Below are 14,556 nucleotides of genomic sequence, written 5' to 3' on the forward strand. Positions count from 1 at the left end.
ATCAGGCTTCTGCGACGTCAGCCGCCGTCGAAACGCCTTCGGCGGCGGCATCCTGCTGCGCGGCCCTGCGTTTCTCCGCGCTCGCGAGGGCGGCCTCGACCAGCGGCAGCCTGATCGCGGGCTCGACGTCGAGCCGACGCGCCGACGCGATCAGCCGCCGGCTCTGCGCGAAGTCGCCAAGTGTGGCCTCGACGAGGGCCCGCACCGCGAGGAGGTCCGCACGCTCCTTGTCGGTGCGCGCCTCGTCATCGGCGCCGACCAGCAGCCTGCGAGCCTCAGCCGGACGGTTCTGGACCAGCCGGATCAAGCCCAGGGCGCAGCGGGCGATGGAGCAGGAGCGGTCCTTGCCGTAGGCGAACTCGGCGAGCGCCGCGATCTCGGCCACGAGCTCCGGATCCCGAGCCTCCCGGCGGATGAGCCGGCGCAGCACTTCAAGGCCCTGGACCCAGGCGACACGCCCGGCCATGGACGCGGCAGTCTCGGGGCGCATCCGCGGATTCCGCGCCGCTCGGACGAAGCGGGGGATGTCCGCGGTGAACTCCGCGATACCCGCCCTCATCGTGGCCGCCATCAGCACGGTGGCGGCGGCCACGTCCGTGGTGCCCTGGCCGTAGTCGGCCATCGCGCGCAGACCCGCGAGGTCCGGCACTCCCCCGCGCTGGATTTCGGCGAGGTACTCCTTGAGCCGGGCCTCGTCCTTCATCGAATTCCTCCTTGTTCCACCCCGCCGTAGCAGCCACGTAAACACCTGCAACCCATCAGATGGGCGTCCGCGCGCATGGAGCGGGACGAGATTGCCCGCGCCCACTCCCAGGCCCAGGATCACCGGCAGGAGCAGGAGTCCGTGCTGCTCCGCACTGACCCCGTGTCGATCCGCCAACTGCCAGAAGAAGACGGCGATGCCGATGTTCGCGCCCGGCCCGGCCAGCGCCGTGACGGCGATGCGGGCCGGTATCGCGACCGCGCCGGGGCGCGGCGCGACGTTGACGTGCGGCCGCCCTCCGGCGCCCCGGCCGCCCGGCAGCAGCCGGATGTGGCCGACCCCGAGCCCCATGAGCAGCGCGCCGACGAGGTGCCCCAGTTCGTGCGCGATGACCGTGCCGATCCACGCGCCGAGGAAGACGGCCAAGAAGACGGGGATGACCCTGGCATCCGGATGCTTTCGCATCGACCACAGCACGTGTATCTCGTCCGCACAGGCGAAGCCGACGATCAGCCCTGTCACGAACACCTGGGCCGCCCGGTACCAGACCGACGTCCGGCGCGCGTTCATTTCAGCACTGTAAGGACTCTGACAGACTTCGATCCATCATCGCGAACACATGTTCAATCCGGGGCCGCCCAGTGTTGGTTCCTTAGTCGTCGAAGGACCTGGCGGCGACGCGATGGCCTGCATGGCCTAGCGATCGACTACCGCCCGATAACGCCGGGTAGGCCGCTCTCGGCGGTGGAGGCCGCCGCGTCCTGTCACCGTGACCCGGGAGTCGGAAATGGCCGTGTGTGAGGTTTGTGGCAACGACTACTACATGTCGTTCGACGTCGTCGCCGCCGGCGTGAAGCACACCTTCGACTCGTTCGAGTGCGCGATTCACCGGATGGCGCCGACCTGTGAGCACTGCCGGTGCCGGATCGTCGGGCACGGGGTCGAAGCGGACGGCAAGTTCTACTGCTGTGCGCATTGCGCGAAGTCGGCCGGCGCGAACGGTATCGCCGACCACGTCGACCACGCGTCGCACCCCGGGCACTTGATCGCCGCCGGTGGCGGTGCGTGAGGGAGCCTCGGGCGGGCTGGGCGTAGCGCGGGTTTGACGCCGGGGAGCGAGTCAGCGCTCGTCGGCGTCAGCGTTGGCGTCGGGTGAGCTGGCGTCGAGTGATTCAGTGTTTTCCTTCGGCTTCGGCTTCGCCGTACCGAAGTCCTCGGCGGTCATGAGATCGGTCTCGTGCGCCCACTGGGCCCAGCCCGCCAGCGCTTCGTTTATCCGGATCCCCGCCTCGATCGCGATCCGCATCGCCCGCGTCTGCGCGCTCGTGCCCCACTCGCCGCGGTCCTTGGTCTCGGCGTAGCCGCGCAGCGCGGCCGCCGTCTCGGCGAAGAAGGCCTGCTCGGACGCCAGGTGTGTCTTCAGGTCCTCGGGGTCCATCAGCCAGAAGAAGTACGCGCGGAACAGCGTCTCCATCCGGAACGTGTGGTCGACCTCCACCTCTGCGAGCCAGCGGCGCACCTCGGCCAGGCCCTGGTCGGTGATGCGGTACGCCTTGCGCCGGCGCGGGCCGGTGCTCTCCACCTCGATCAGGCCGGCCGTCTCCAGGCGCGCCAGCTCCGAGTAGATCTGCGGGTGCTGCGCCGGCCAGACCGAGCCGAGGGCTTCGGAGAAGCGGCGGGCGAGGTCGTAGCCGCTGGCCGGGCCTTCGGCGAGCAGGCCGAGCAGGCCGTGGCGCAGCGACATCGGCGGGGTCCTCCTGGCGGATCGGTGGCAGCGGGTGGCAGTCGGCGGCTGATCGTCCATCTTGACACATCGGTGCGGACATGTAGACGATGACATGTACAGACAGACATGTTGAGTGGAACGTATGGGGAGGGGCTGTCATGAACGGCGAGCAGAAGCGCGCGGTGGTGCTGACCGGCGCGGGCGGGGGCGTGGGGCGCGCGACGACACAGGCGTTGGCCGAGCGCGGGTTCCGCGTCTACGCGGCAGTGCGCGAATCGGGTGGGGAGTTTCTGCAGCACCCTGACGTCCGGGCCTTCCCGCTGGACGTCACCGATCCCGCCAGCGTGGCCGACGCCGTGGCCCACGTCCTGGCCGACGGCTGCACCGCCCTGCACGGCGTCGTCAACAACGCCGGCATCATCGTGCAGGGCCCGCTGGAGCTGGTCACCGCGCAGGACCTGCGGCACCAGTTCGACGTCAACGTCTTCGGCGCGGTCGCGGTCACCCAGGCGTTCCTGCCGCTGCTGCGCGCCGGCCGCGGCCGGCTGGTCAACATCACCGCCGCGACGGCGCGGGTCGCCGGACCGTTCTTCGGGCCGATCTCGGCGAGCAAGGCGGCGCTCCAGTCGCTGTCCGACGCCCAGCGCCTGGAGCTCGCGCACTGGGGCCTGCCGGTCGTCGTGGTCGAACCGGGCTTCGTGGACACCGCGATCTTCGCCAAGGCGGCGCAGGCCACGGCGAAGGCGACAGCAGCCCTGACTCCGGCCGAACGCGCCCTCTACGAGGCCCAGATCCAGGCCGTGGACGGCGCGCTGGCCAAGTCCAAGGCCGCCCCGCCCACGATCGTGGCCGACGCCGTGATCAGGGCGCTGACCGCGCGCAAGCCCAAGCCGCGCTACACCGTCGGATCCGACACGCGCATGCTCGGGCTGCTGGCGCGCCTGCCACTGCGGACGCGGGACCGGCTGCTGGCGGGCGTCATGGGCCTGAACAAGGTCCCCGCGGCGCGATGAGCGCGAACGGCGAGCGCCCCGCCACGCCGTCGCCGCACGCGGGACGCGGGAAGCCGCCCGGACGCGAATGGCTGTGGCAGGCCACTGAGGAGCCGCGCGGCCCTTTCGCCGACGTCGAGGGGCCCGGCTAAACCCGCCGCGCCGCCACCCCCAGCCGCCGTCCCGCCTCCGCCAGCCGCCCCGGCGTCAGGCCGGCGTAGCCGAGCACCAGCCCGGGCGGCCCGGGCGCGAACCGCATCGGCGCCAGCGGCTGGACGCGCACGCCCTGCGCGTCCGCCGCGGCGGCGAGCGCGCCCTCGTCGCTCCGCGGCGGCAGGTCCACCAGCACGTGCAGGCCGGCCGCGACGCCGCGCACCTTCCACTCCGGCAGTTCCGCGGCCAGGGCGGTCACCAGCGCGTCGCGGCGGGTGCGGTAGCGGCGGCGGACGGTGCGCAGGTGGCGGTCGTAGGCGCCGGTGGCGATCAGGTGCGCCATCGCGAGGTGGTCCAGGACGGAGCCGCCGAGGTCGCTGTGCAGGCGGATGTCGCGGATCCGGTCCGCCAGGGGCTGCGGGGCGACGGCCCAGCCGAGGCGGAGCGCGGGGGCCAGGGACTTGCTCGTCGTCCCCAGGTACAGCACGCGGTCCGGGGCCATGCCCTGGAGGCAGCCGACCGGGTCGCGGTCGTAGCGGAACTCGGCGTCGTAGTCGTCCTCGATGACCAGGCCGTCGGCGGCGCGGGCCCAGGCGATCAGCTCGGCGCGGCGGGCCGGGGCCAGGACCACTCCGGTCGGGTACTGGTGCGCCGGGCCCGCGAAGACGACGGTCGCGGACGTCCGCCGCAGCTCCGAGACCACCAGGCCCGCCTCGTCCACCGGCACCCCGACCAGGGTCATGCCCGAGGCGGCCAACAACCGGCGCGGGCGGTCCGCCGACGGGTCCTCGACCGCCAGCACCCGGTGTCCGAGCTCGTACAGGGCCTGCAGCCCGAGGGCGAGGCCCTGCGCCGAGCCGTTGATGGCGACCACGCGTTCGGGCGTGGCGTCCGCGGCACGCACCCGGCGCAGGTAGGCCGCGATCTCCTCGCGGAAGCGGAGCACGCCGCCGGGATCGCCGTAGCCGAGGCCGGTGTGCGGCAGGTCGCTGAGCACCCGGCGCTGCGCCCCGACCCACGCCGTGCGGGGGAACGCCCCGAGGTCCGGCCGACCCGGCGTCAGGTCGAACTCCGGCTCCGTTTCGGCCGTGTCCTGCGGCGCCGCGGCCCGCTCCCCCACCGCGTGCCCGGCCGCCACCCACGTCCCGGCGCCGGTGCGGCTGAGCAGGTACCCCTCCGCGACCAGCTGCTGGTACGCCTCGACCACCAGCCCGCGCGACAGCCGCAGCTCCGCCGCGAGCTGCCGGCTCGGCGGCAGGACGGTGCCGCCGGCGATGCGGCCCGCGCGGATGCCGTCGCGCAGGCCGACGACCAGCTGCTCGACCAGGCGGCCGGCGGTGCGGTCGACGGTCACCAGGATCTCGGCCACCGGATTGGTCCCCTTTCCGCGCCGCTGATTGGTTCTTACTCGCGGACCAATCCGATCCTAGCCTCGCAGCATGTCCACGATCACAGGCGAGGCGGGCGCGGGGAGCGGGGCCGGCGCCCAAGCCCAAACCCAAGCTCCGACCCCAGCGCAACGCCCGCGCCCCGCCACCCGCCACGTCCTCCAGGGCGCCCTGGCCATGTCAGTCCTCGGAGCCTCCACCGCGGTCAGCGCCCACCTCACCCGCTACCCGGTCCTCGGCGGCCAGGCCCTGCGCTACACCCTCGCCGCCGCGGTCTTCGCCGTCATCGTCCGCCGCAGCGGCCTGCCCCGGATCCGGCCGACCGCCCGCGAATGGCTCCAGCTGAGCCTGCTGTCGGCCACCGGCCTGGTCCTGTTCAACGTCTTCGTGCTCGCCGCGCTCCGGCACACCGACGCCGCCACCCTCGGCAGCGTCGTGGCCTGCTCGCCGCTGGTGCTGGCCATCGCCGGGCCGCTGGTCGCCAAGGCCGGCCACGGCCACCGGCTGCGCACGGGCCCGGCGATCGGCGCGGCCGGGCTGGTGGTCGCCGGGAGCGCGATGGTCCAGGGCTTCGGGCCGGGCAGCGCGGCCGGGATCGTGTTCGCCGTCCTGACGCTGGCCTGCGAGGCGCTGTTCTCACTGCTCGCGGTGCCGCTGCTGCCGAAGTTCGGCGAGCTGCGGGTCTCGGCCTACGTCACGGTCATCGCCGTCCCCACGCTGCTGGTCGCGGGCCTGGCCACGGACGGCACCGCGATGCTGCGGATGCCCACGCTCGCCGAGACCGCCGCGCTGCTGTACCTCGCGCTGCCGCTGACCGTCGGCGCGTTCCTGCTCTGGTACCGCTCGCTGAACGGCCTCGGGCCGCAGCGCGCGGGCCTGCTGATCGGCACGGTGCCGGTCGCGGCCTGCGCCGCCAGCGCCGCGCTCGGCGTCGGGACGCCGGGGATCGCGCAGCTGGCGGGGGTGGCGGTGGTGGTGGCGGGGATCGTCGTCGGATTGGCGAAGAGTTGATCCGGACCGAGGATTAGGCTCGGGGTGAAGGCCTGGCGCTGAGTGCGACCTGCCTCCAGCACGCTGAGGGACGTCGGGTACCGTCAGCCTGTGTCTCGGTACCGTTTCGTCTTCTCCTGGCGCTGGATCCGCCTGCATGTCCTGATCTGGCTGGTCCTCATCCCCTCGTTCATCGGCCTGGGGATGTGGCAGCGGAGCCGCTACCACGAGCGCACCGCGGAGAACGCCGTCATCAGGACCGCGATGAACGCCCCGCCGGTGCCGATCGAGGACGCCGACGCCGTGGGCGCCGCGGTGCCGCAGAAGGCCCGCTGGAAGCAGCTCACGCTGGTCGGGACCTTCGACACCGCGCACCAGTTCCTGGCCCGCAACCACCAGGAGAACGGCAACCCGGGGTTCTACGTGATCACCCCGATGACGCTCGCGGACGGCACGTCCGTCCTGGTCAACCGGGGCTGGATCCCGACCGTCGACTCCGACGAGCAGCAGTCGCCCGCGATCCCGGCGCCGCCGGCCGGCACGGTCACCGTCACCGGCCGCCTGCAGCAGTCCGAGACCAAGGGCAACACCGGCATCCGGGACGTCACCTCGGGCCTGCCGGCCGGGCAGATCAGCCTGATCAACACCGGCGCGCTGGCCGCCAAGACCGGGCTCCAGCTGCGCGGCGGGTACGCCGAGGTGATCACCTCGAAGCCGGCGGACTCCGCGGCGAACTCCTCCGGGGTGCAGATCACGCCGGTGGACGCGCCGTCGCTGGACGAGGGCCCGTACTTGTCGTACTGGTTCCAGTGGTGGCTGTTCTGCGTGATCGCGGCCGGCGGCTGGGTGACCATCATCCGGCGCGAGGCCCAGCACCGGGACCGGGAGGCCGCCGAGGCGGCTGAAGAGGACGAAGAGAACGAAGAAGAAGACAGCGAAGAAGACGAAGAGGCGGAAGGCGCCGAAACGCCCGCCGCCCCCGCTACCGCGCCAGCGCCCTGAGCACGTCCGCCAGTTCCTGCGTCGGCTCGAACCGGATGCCGTCCTCGGCGCGGCGTGAGCCCTGCCGGTACAGCACCCCGTCCCGCCACCAGAACAGCTGGTCGCTCACCGGGCCCGGCCCGGTCTCGTACTGCCGCCGCGCCAGGCGCAGCATGCCCTCGGCGGCGGGCACGGCCTCCGGGCCGCGCACCGGGTGCGCCGCGAACAGTCCGCGGTTAGGTATCACCACCAGTGCGCCGTTGCTGTCGACGGACACGTAGTCGGGCAGCCAGAAGGAGTGTGTCGGGGCGTAGCCGGAGCCGCCGCGCACCACCGTGATGCTGACGCCCTCCGCCTCCAGCAGCCGGGTCTCCAGCAGGCCCTCGCGGCGCACGTTCTCCCGCGCGGTCCGGTAGGCCTCCCGCGCGGTCACCTTCCAGCGCGCCAGGTCCCCGTACGCGACCGGGCCCTCCTCGGGCCGGTACCAGCGCACGCCGGCGCCCAGCGGGTCGCGCAGCGGCGAGGGCGGCACCAGTTCCAGGACCTCCACCAGGCCGTCGGCGCAGAACCGGTGCTCTATCCCGGCCAGCGCCGCGGAGTCGGCGTCGTCGCCGCCGAACAGGCGGGCCCGGATCCGGCCGCGGACCGAGGCCCACTCCGAGTCGTGGTCGCCGGTGAGGGACACCGAACTGGCGTAGAACCCTGAGGGGTCCACGCGGGTCAGCACCAGTTCCTCGACCATCTCCGGCCAGTCGGCCTTCTCGGCCACCTCCATCCGGCGCTTGAGGGCGGCCAGCGGCCAGCGGCCGCGGTGCGGGCCGTAGACCTCGATCAGCCCCTCCTCCACGATCGACCACGCGCAGCCGCGACGGCGCAGCTCCACGTCGAGCAGGCCGACCATCGCCACCGCTACCGGGTCCCCTTCCGGCCAGCTCCTGCGAGCCTCGGCGGCGTGGCGTCCGTTCGTTCCCACCTGCGGATCCCCCCAAGAGAGAGTCGTCGTACCGGATTGCGAAGCAGCCCCCGGCTACCCGCGATCGCTCCCCGCACTCAATATTTTGACGAAAGCCCGGCCTCTTCGGTTGCCGAACCGTACCGATCTAGTCCCCACCTAGTCCTTTCGGCGTATAAGCGCCAGGTATCCCTTCAGGGTCTCTCATCGAGTGGACCATCGGACAGGGTAACGCCACGGGGCGCTTCCGCCTGCCTCCAATGGGTGACAAGCGACCCGAAAGCGTGACGTCTGCTGTTTCGACCGCGTTGGGCGATACGTGCCCCACAACGCGCCGCGCACTGAACCGCCGGATGTCCACAGCGCGGTGCTCCTGGGGGTTCCGGCCCCACGCCGCGACCCCGCCACCGCGCCCGGCGGCGCCAACACCCTGACACGCCTGCGCCGCACCGCCCCCACGGACCCGATGGTCACCGACCGAGCCTGGGAGCGCATCAGCGCCCTGCTCCCCGAGCGCCCCCGCCGCCGCCGCAACCCGGGCCGCAAACCCCTGGACGACCGCGCGGTACTGAACGGCATCCTGGTGGTCCTGGGCCGCCGCATCGGCTTCGAGAAGCTGCCCCAGGAACTGGAGTACGGCAGCGGCATGACCTGCTGGCGCCGCCTCCGCGACTGGCAGCGAGCCGGCATCTGGACGGACATCGCCCAGGTCCTGCGCGAAGAGATCCCCGAAGCACGCCGCATCGACTTCGACCGGGTGATCACCAACGGCGAACCCGGCGCCGCAGCCGGCGAGACCCGGGTCGCCCGCCGGCCGCGCTCCACAACGCTGATCCGGCAGCCTTCACCGGTGGCGATGGAATTCGGGTTCACGGCCTTGAGGAAAAGCCGGTAGAGCTGAGGTTGCTTCGGGCGGGCCGGCCTCCGGCGGCGAGGCCGGGCTGGCGCGCGGGCGGCCGGGCTGGCTTCGGGCGCGCAAGCTGATCTCGGGCGGGCGAGCCGGTCTGGGGCGAGCAAGCTGGCCCAGGTGCCGGGCCGGTCTCGGGCGGGCGGCTTGGCTTCGCGCGGGTGGCCGGTGTGTCGGCGGCGCCCGGTATACCTGGATAAGGGGCGAAAATGCCCTAACAAAATGCCGAGCGCCACCATCGCCACGCTGAAGTCCGGCGGTCAAGCCGCCACCACCGCGCCGAGCCGCGCCGAAAGCCGCCCGCCTGGCCGCCGCCCCCGCCATCACCCCGCAGCCGCAGCGACCTCCGGCGCAGCCTCAGCACCGGCGCCGGCCTCGGCCTCCCCGCCCCGCATGCCCTCCTGCCCCTGGAACTGCACCCGGTACAACTCCGCATACAACCCATCCGCGGCCAGCAGCTCCTCATGCCGCCCCTGCTCCACGATCCGGCCGCCGTCCACCACCAGAATCTGGTCGGCGTCGCGCACCGTCGACAGCCGGTGCGCGATCACCAGCGACGTCCGCCCGCGCAGGGCCCGCGCCAGTGCGCGCTGTACCGCCGCCTCGTTCTCGCTGTCCAGGTGGGCGGTGGCCTCGTCGAGTACGACGACGCTCGGGGCCTTCAGCAGCAGGCGGGCGATGGCCAGCCGCTGCTTCTCGCCGCCCGACAGGCGGTAGCCGCGGTCGCCGACCACGGTGTCCAGGCCGTCGGGCAGGCTGTGGACCAGGTCCAGGATCTGGGCGTCGCGCAGCGCGTCGGTCAGTTCCTCGTCGGTGGCCGTGGGGCGGGCGTAGAGGAGGTTGGCGCGGATCGTGGTGTGGAACATGTGCGCGTCCTGCGTCACCGTGCCGACCGTGGCGTGCAGCGACTCCAGGGTGACGTCGCGGATGTCCGCGCCGCCGATGCGGACCGCGCCCGACTGCGGGTCGTAGAGGCGGTTCGCCAGGGAGGTGATCGTGGTCTTGCCGGCGCCGCTCGGGCCGACCAGCGCCACCATCTCCCCCGCCGCCGCGGTGAAGGTCACGCCGGCCAGCACCTGCGCCGACGGTGCCTGGTCCAGGCGGGCCACCGACTCCAGGGAGGCCAGGGAGACCTCCTCGGCGGTCGGGTAGCGGAAGGCGACGTCGTCGAACTCGACCGCGACCGGCCCGGTCGGCAGCACGCCGGCGTCCGGCTTCTCCCTGATCATCGGCTCCAGGTCCAGGACCTCGAAGACCCGGTCGAAGGACACCAGCGTCGACATCACCGTGATGCGGACGTTGGTCAGCGCGGTCAGCGGCCCGTACAGCCGGCCGAGCAGCGCGGCCAGGGCGATCAGCGTGCCCAGCGTGATGGAGTGGCTGATCGCCAGCCGGCCGCCGATCAGGTAGGTCAGCGCGGTGGCCAGCGCCGCCACCAGGGTCAGCGCCGTGGTGAAGAACGCGCCGGTCAGCGCGATGCTGATGCCCGCGTTCCGCACCCCGTCGGCCTTCTCGGCGAACTCCGCGTCCTCCTCGGCGGGCCGGCCGAACAGCTTGGCCAGCAGCGCGCCGGAGACGTTGAAGCGCTCCGTCATCATCGCCGACATGTCCGCGTTCAGCTGCATCTGCCGCCGGACCTGGCCCTGCATCCGCTTGCCGACGCGGCGGGCCGGGATCAGGAACACCGGCAGCAGCGCCAGCGACAGCACGGTGATCTGCCACGACAGGTAGAACATGGTCCCGGCGACCAGGACCAGGCTGATGACGTTCGACAGCACGCTGGACAGCACCGACGTGAAAGCCTGCTGCGCGCCGATGACGTCGCTGTTCAGCCGGGAGATCAGCGCGCCGGTCTGGGTGCGCGTGAAGAACGCGATCGGCATGCGCTGGACGTGCGCGAACACCCGGGTCCGCAGGTCGTAGATCAGCCCCTCGCCGATCCGCGAGGACAGGAACCGGTTCACCAGCGACGCCATCGCGTCCCCCACCGCGACCACCGCGATGATCAGCGCCAGCTTCGTGACCACGGCCTTGTCGCCCTTGAGCACACCGCTGTCGACCAGCTTCTGCGCCAGCAGCGGCGGAAGCACCACCAGCACCGCGTCGATGATCGTGATCGCCAGGAAGACGCTGATCAGCACCCGGTAGGGCCGGGCGATCTTGAAGATCCGCCTGATGGTCCCCGGGGCGAGCTTGTGGTTCAGGATCTCTTTGTCGTTCCGGCCGCGGGCCCCGCGCATCATCATCATGCCCGGCGAGCCCATCCCACCACCCATCGACACGCGTGCAGCTCCCTAAAGTCGTGAATCCCCGTCAGAGATAAATGCCGTGAGGTCACACGGCCATTCCCATAGCCTTCAGCCATGTTGAACCCTCCGGGCTCATTTTCTGAAGACGAGCTGCGTGCGCTGTTGGCGAACAGCTGGCAGGTGCAGGTCGCGGGCCTGCAGTACGTCCCGGTCGGGTTCGGGTCGCACCACTGGTCGGTACGCGACACGGCCGGCCGGAGCTGGTTCGTGAACGTCGACGAACTCGCCGCGTTCCCCCTGGCCACCGACGATCCGCTGCGGAGCCTGCGCAACGCGCTGAGCGTGCCGCGCGCGCTGGTCGACCACGGCCACCGGATCACCCCCGCACCGGAGCGGACGGTCGACGGCGGCCTGCTCGCCGAACTCGGCTCGACGGTTTCGACGGTTTCGACGGGTTCGACGGGCTCGACCGGCTCGACCGGCTCCGCAAGCCCCGCAGGCTCCGCGGCCTCCCCCGGCTTCGCGGTGTCGCTCCACCCCCTCCTCGACGGCGAAAGCTTCGAATGGCAGCCCTGGGATCAGGCCGACCCCGCACTCGCCGCCGAAGCGCTGGCCGTCGTCACCGAACTCCACGCCGTCCCGGAAACGGCCTGGGGCACCGCCGAGGTCGAGACCTTCGCCATCCCGAAGCGCGCGGCCCTGGAAGCGCTGCTATCCGGACAGGCCCTCGATCCGAGCCTGGGCCCCTTCGCCCGCAACGCCTCGAAGCTGATCGCCTGGCAGGCCCCGACCCTCTCCGCCCTGCTGGCCCACTACGACTGCGTCGCCGAGGCCGCCCGGGCCGAGCCGGACGGGTTCGTCCTCACCCACGGCGAGCCGCACCTCGGCAACTTCATGCGGGTCGGCGGCCGGCTGCTCCTGATCGACTGGGACAGCGCGCTGATCGGACCGCCGGAGCGCGACCTGTGGAACTTCGGCCTGGGCGACCCGCGGCTGCGCGAGCTCTACCAGCTGCGCTGGGACCTCGCCGAAACCGCCGTCGACCTGGCCCGGTTCGCCGTCCCGCACACCGGCGCGGCCAACGAGCGGGCCACCTGGAACGCCCTGGTGGACACCCTCGCCGCGCTGGAAACTACCGCCGCTAGGATCTAGCCACCATGGACTTCACGACACTGAGCGCCCACCAGGGCAAGGTCATGGTCTCGGTCGGGGACTCCTTCACCGAGGGCATGTGCGACGACACGCTGCCGGACGGCTCGTTCCGCGGCTGGGCCGACCGGGTGGCCGAGCGGCTCGCCGCCGACGACCCGCACCTGCGGTACGCGAACCTCGCGGTGCGCGGCAAGCTGATCGGGCAGATCGAGCGGGACCAGATCCCGGTCGCCGCGGCGCTGAACGCCGACCTGATCACCCTGGCCGGCGGGCTGAACGACGTGCTGCGGCCGCGCTGTGACATGGCCGCGGTCGAGGCGAGCGTCCGCTCCTGCTTCGCGCAGCTGGCCACGACCAAGGCCACCATCGTCCTGTTCCGCCCGACCGACCCGCGCCGCCGGATGCGCGGCTCGCAGCGCCTGATGCCCGCCGTCAACCGGCTGATCGAGCTGGTGGACGCCTTCGGCGAGTCGCACGGCGCGGTGGTCGTGGACCTGTTCACGGCCCGGGTCTTCGACGACCCGCGGATGTGGGCCGAGGACCGGCTGCACTTCTCCCCCGAAGGCCACCGGCGCGTCGCCGAGGCGGTGCTGCAGGCGCTGGGCGCGGAGCCGAGCTTCGACTGGCGCGCCGGGCTGCCGCCGGCGCGCCCGAAGCCGTGGCTCCAGGCCCGGCGCCAGGACCTGCGGTGGATACGGATCTACCTGCTGCCGTGGATCGGGCGGCGGATCACCGGCAAGTCCTCCGGGGACGGCCGGGCGGCCAAGCGGCCCGAGCCGACGCTGGTGTCCGAGACCGCGCAGTAGCCGACGGCGTCGATGCCGGTCCCGGTCGCAGACTTCTGGCAATCGTGGCTGCGGCCGCAGCGACAACCACAACCACAGCCGCGGCCGCAGCCGCAGCCGCACCAGGGACGGTCAGGACTCTCCCGTCCCGGCCAGGTCCCGGAAGCGCCGGGTCTGAGCCGCCCGCTCCGCGGCCCGCTGCTCGTCGTACGCCCGCCCCGCCGCCGCCCGCAGCAGGGCCTTCGACTCCGTGACGGCGCCGCGCGGGTTGGCCAGCAAGTCGGCGGCGAGCTTCGCGGCGGCGGCGTGCAGCTCGCCGCGCGGGACGACGTGGTTGGCCAGGCCGATGCGCAGGGACTCCTCGGCGTCGACGTAACGCGCGGTGGCCACGATCTCCAGGGCCCGCGAGTAGCCGACCGCGTCGACCAGCGGCTGGGTCCCGGCCAGGTCCGGCACCAGGCCGAGGGCCGGCTCCTTCATGGAGAACAGGACGTCGTCGGCCACGATGCGGATGTCGCAGGCCAGCGCGAGCTGGAAGCCGGCGCCGATGGCGTGCCCCTGGACCGCGGCCACGGTGACCAGGTCGGTACGGCGCCACCAGGTGAACGCCTCCTGATACCCCTCGATGGTGCGGTCCACCTCCTCGTCGGAGGCGGCGGCGAAGGTGGCGAAGTTCTCGAACATCGAGCGATCCAGGCCCGCGGAGAAGGACTTGCCCTCGGAACGCAGCACCACGACGCGCACAGTGCCCGGCAGCGCGGCACCGATCGCGGCCAGCGCGGCCCAGAACTCAGGGGTCTGCGAGTTGCGCTTGTCCGGCCGGTTCAGGGTGACCGTCGCGGCCTCACCCTCCAGCAGCACGTCGATGCCCGCCTCAGCGGCCTGACGTGCGGTGTCTTCCCAGCTCATGCGCTCTCCCGAATCCGTGCGGACGGTGCCGAAGAGCGAGACTACTCGCGGGTAACTTGTTGCGCCAGCGGAGTGCCCGACAATAGAGGTGTCCGCCGCGTCCGGACTCGGCCTGGAGCGAGGAAGAAGGACGGCGCGGACACAGAAGAGGGCGGGGTGCCCATCACGCACCCCGCCCCTTCGTCACCGGTCGGCTGCCCGACCTCCGCCCGGCCCATACGACCTGGTCAGGCGGTCTTCGCCTTGCCGCGCGTCGCGCCGCCCCGGCCCCGAAGCGTCACACCGGATTCGCTGAGCATCCGGTGCACGAACCCGTACGAACGCCCGGTGGACTGGGCGAGGGCGCGAATGGACTCGCCCGCCTCGTACTTCGTCTTGAGGTCGGTCGCGAGCTGCGACCGCGCGTCGCCGGTCACCCGGCTGCCCTTCTTGAGAGTCTCGGCCACACGTGCCTCCTGGAGTGGATGTGCGCTCTAGGTACACATGATCACCCCTCGCAGCGCTCTTGGCCACCGATTCGGCGATGTTGCCCATAACATCAATGTCACGTCCCCCGATCCGACTAGTAGATCATGCTGTTTTGTCCGGTTATCCGGTGATCCTGATCTCGGGATGAATCAGCCCTCGAAGAAATATTGCGACCCGAAGGGTCCCCATAACGGGTGGTGG

15 protein-coding genes are annotated in these 14,556 nt (G+C 72.0%); 8 read left to right on the forward strand and 7 right to left on the reverse strand.

All coding sequences use genetic code 11. The features are described from left to right. Window position 1 precedes the first annotated feature (1 nt). Window positions 2-1,273 (reverse strand): hypothetical protein, encoded by a 1,272-nt coding sequence (locus tag ABH920_RS40820; protein WP_370354683.1) that lies wholly within the window; start codon window positions 1,271-1,273, stop codon window positions 2-4. A gap of 217 nt (window positions 1,274-1,490) precedes the next feature. On the opposite strand from ABH920_RS40820, the gene ABH920_RS40825 reads away from it, so the two are divergent. Beyond that, window positions 1,491-1,772 (forward strand): hypothetical protein, encoded by a 282-nt coding sequence (locus ABH920_RS40825; protein WP_194916051.1) that lies wholly within the window; start codon window positions 1,491-1,493, stop codon window positions 1,770-1,772. Window positions 1,773-1,823: 51 nt separating this feature from the next. On the opposite strand, the gene ABH920_RS40830 is transcribed toward ABH920_RS40825, so the two are convergent. Continuing rightward, the gene (locus ABH920_RS40830; RefSeq protein WP_370354684.1) at window positions 1,824-2,447 is read right to left on the reverse strand and encodes a helix-turn-helix transcriptional regulator; all 624 of its coding nucleotides are present in this window, start codon (window positions 2,445-2,447) and stop codon (window positions 1,824-1,826) included. A 140-nt stretch (window positions 2,448-2,587) separates the two neighbouring features. Between ABH920_RS40830 and ABH920_RS40835 the strand changes: the two genes are divergently transcribed. Together ABH920_RS40835 and ABH920_RS40840 are read left to right on the forward strand one after the other, a co-directional pair. After that, a complete protein-coding gene (locus ABH920_RS40835) occupies window positions 2,588-3,442 on the forward strand; it encodes an SDR family NAD(P)-dependent oxidoreductase (RefSeq protein WP_370354685.1) in 855 nt (284 codons plus the stop codon). Next, on the forward strand, window positions 3,439-3,573 hold the full coding sequence (locus ABH920_RS40840; RefSeq protein WP_370354686.1) for a hypothetical protein: 135 nt from the start codon (window positions 3,439-3,441) through the stop codon (window positions 3,571-3,573). Before ABH920_RS40835 ends, ABH920_RS40840 begins: the two co-directional genes overlap by 4 nt. Here ABH920_RS40840 and ABH920_RS40845 read toward each other — a convergent pair. Further along, the gene (locus ABH920_RS40845) at window positions 3,570-4,943 is read right to left on the reverse strand and encodes a PLP-dependent aminotransferase family protein (RefSeq protein WP_370354687.1); all 1,374 of its coding nucleotides are present in this window, start codon (window positions 4,941-4,943) and stop codon (window positions 3,570-3,572) included. The genes ABH920_RS40840 and ABH920_RS40845 overlap by 4 nt on opposite strands. Window positions 4,944-5,013: 70 nt before the next feature. Between ABH920_RS40845 and ABH920_RS40850 the strand changes: the two genes are divergently transcribed. After that, a complete protein-coding gene (locus ABH920_RS40850; protein ID WP_370354688.1) occupies window positions 5,014-5,973 on the forward strand; it encodes a DMT family transporter in 960 nt (319 codons plus the stop codon). Window positions 5,974-6,063: 90 nt separating this feature from the next. Next, the gene (locus ABH920_RS40855; RefSeq protein WP_370354689.1) at window positions 6,064-6,954 is read left to right on the forward strand and encodes an SURF1 family protein; all 891 of its coding nucleotides are present in this window, start codon (window positions 6,064-6,066) and stop codon (window positions 6,952-6,954) included. On the opposite strand, the gene ABH920_RS40860 is transcribed toward ABH920_RS40855, so the two are convergent. Next, window positions 6,935-7,906 (reverse strand): hypothetical protein, encoded by a 972-nt coding sequence (locus ABH920_RS40860; RefSeq protein WP_194921744.1) that lies wholly within the window; start codon window positions 7,904-7,906, stop codon window positions 6,935-6,937. The genes ABH920_RS40855 and ABH920_RS40860 overlap by 20 nt on opposite strands. Window positions 7,907-8,204: 298 nt before the next feature. Between ABH920_RS40860 and ABH920_RS40865 the strand changes: the two genes are divergently transcribed. Beyond that, window positions 8,205-8,780, forward strand: a complete 576-nt coding sequence (locus ABH920_RS40865) for a transposase (protein ID WP_370354690.1) — start codon at window positions 8,205-8,207, stop codon at window positions 8,778-8,780. A 335-nt stretch (window positions 8,781-9,115) separates the two neighbouring features. Here ABH920_RS40865 and ABH920_RS40870 read toward each other — a convergent pair whose 3' ends face one another. Further along, on the reverse strand, window positions 9,116-11,068 hold the full coding sequence (locus ABH920_RS40870) for an ABC transporter ATP-binding protein (protein WP_370354734.1): 1,953 nt from the start codon (window positions 11,066-11,068) through the stop codon (window positions 9,116-9,118). A gap of 87 nt (window positions 11,069-11,155) precedes the next feature. Here ABH920_RS40870 and ABH920_RS40875 point away from each other — a divergent pair, with 87 nt between their 5' ends. Both ABH920_RS40875 and ABH920_RS40880 read left to right on the forward strand, forming a co-directional pair. Then, window positions 11,156-12,193, forward strand: a complete 1,038-nt coding sequence (locus ABH920_RS40875) for a phosphotransferase family protein (RefSeq protein WP_370354691.1) — start codon at window positions 11,156-11,158, stop codon at window positions 12,191-12,193. Between the two features lie 5 nt (window positions 12,194-12,198). Further along, window positions 12,199-12,999 (forward strand): SGNH/GDSL hydrolase family protein, encoded by an 801-nt coding sequence (locus tag ABH920_RS40880; protein ID WP_370354692.1) that lies wholly within the window; start codon window positions 12,199-12,201, stop codon window positions 12,997-12,999. A 111-nt stretch (window positions 13,000-13,110) separates the two neighbouring features. On the opposite strand, the gene ABH920_RS40885 is transcribed toward ABH920_RS40880, so the two are convergent. Both ABH920_RS40885 and ABH920_RS40890 read right to left on the reverse strand, forming a co-directional pair. Next, a complete protein-coding gene (locus ABH920_RS40885; protein ID WP_370354693.1) occupies window positions 13,111-13,887 on the reverse strand; it encodes an enoyl-CoA hydratase/isomerase family protein in 777 nt (258 codons plus the stop codon). A 227-nt stretch (window positions 13,888-14,114) separates the two neighbouring features. Beyond that, a complete protein-coding gene (locus ABH920_RS40890) occupies window positions 14,115-14,333 on the reverse strand; it encodes a helix-turn-helix domain-containing protein (RefSeq protein ID WP_194921883.1) in 219 nt (72 codons plus the stop codon). Window positions 14,334-14,556 lie beyond the last annotated feature (223 nt).

Source organism: Catenulispora sp. EB89 (assembly GCF_041261445.1).
GTDB lineage: Bacteria > Actinomycetota > Actinomycetes > Streptomycetales > Catenulisporaceae > Catenulispora.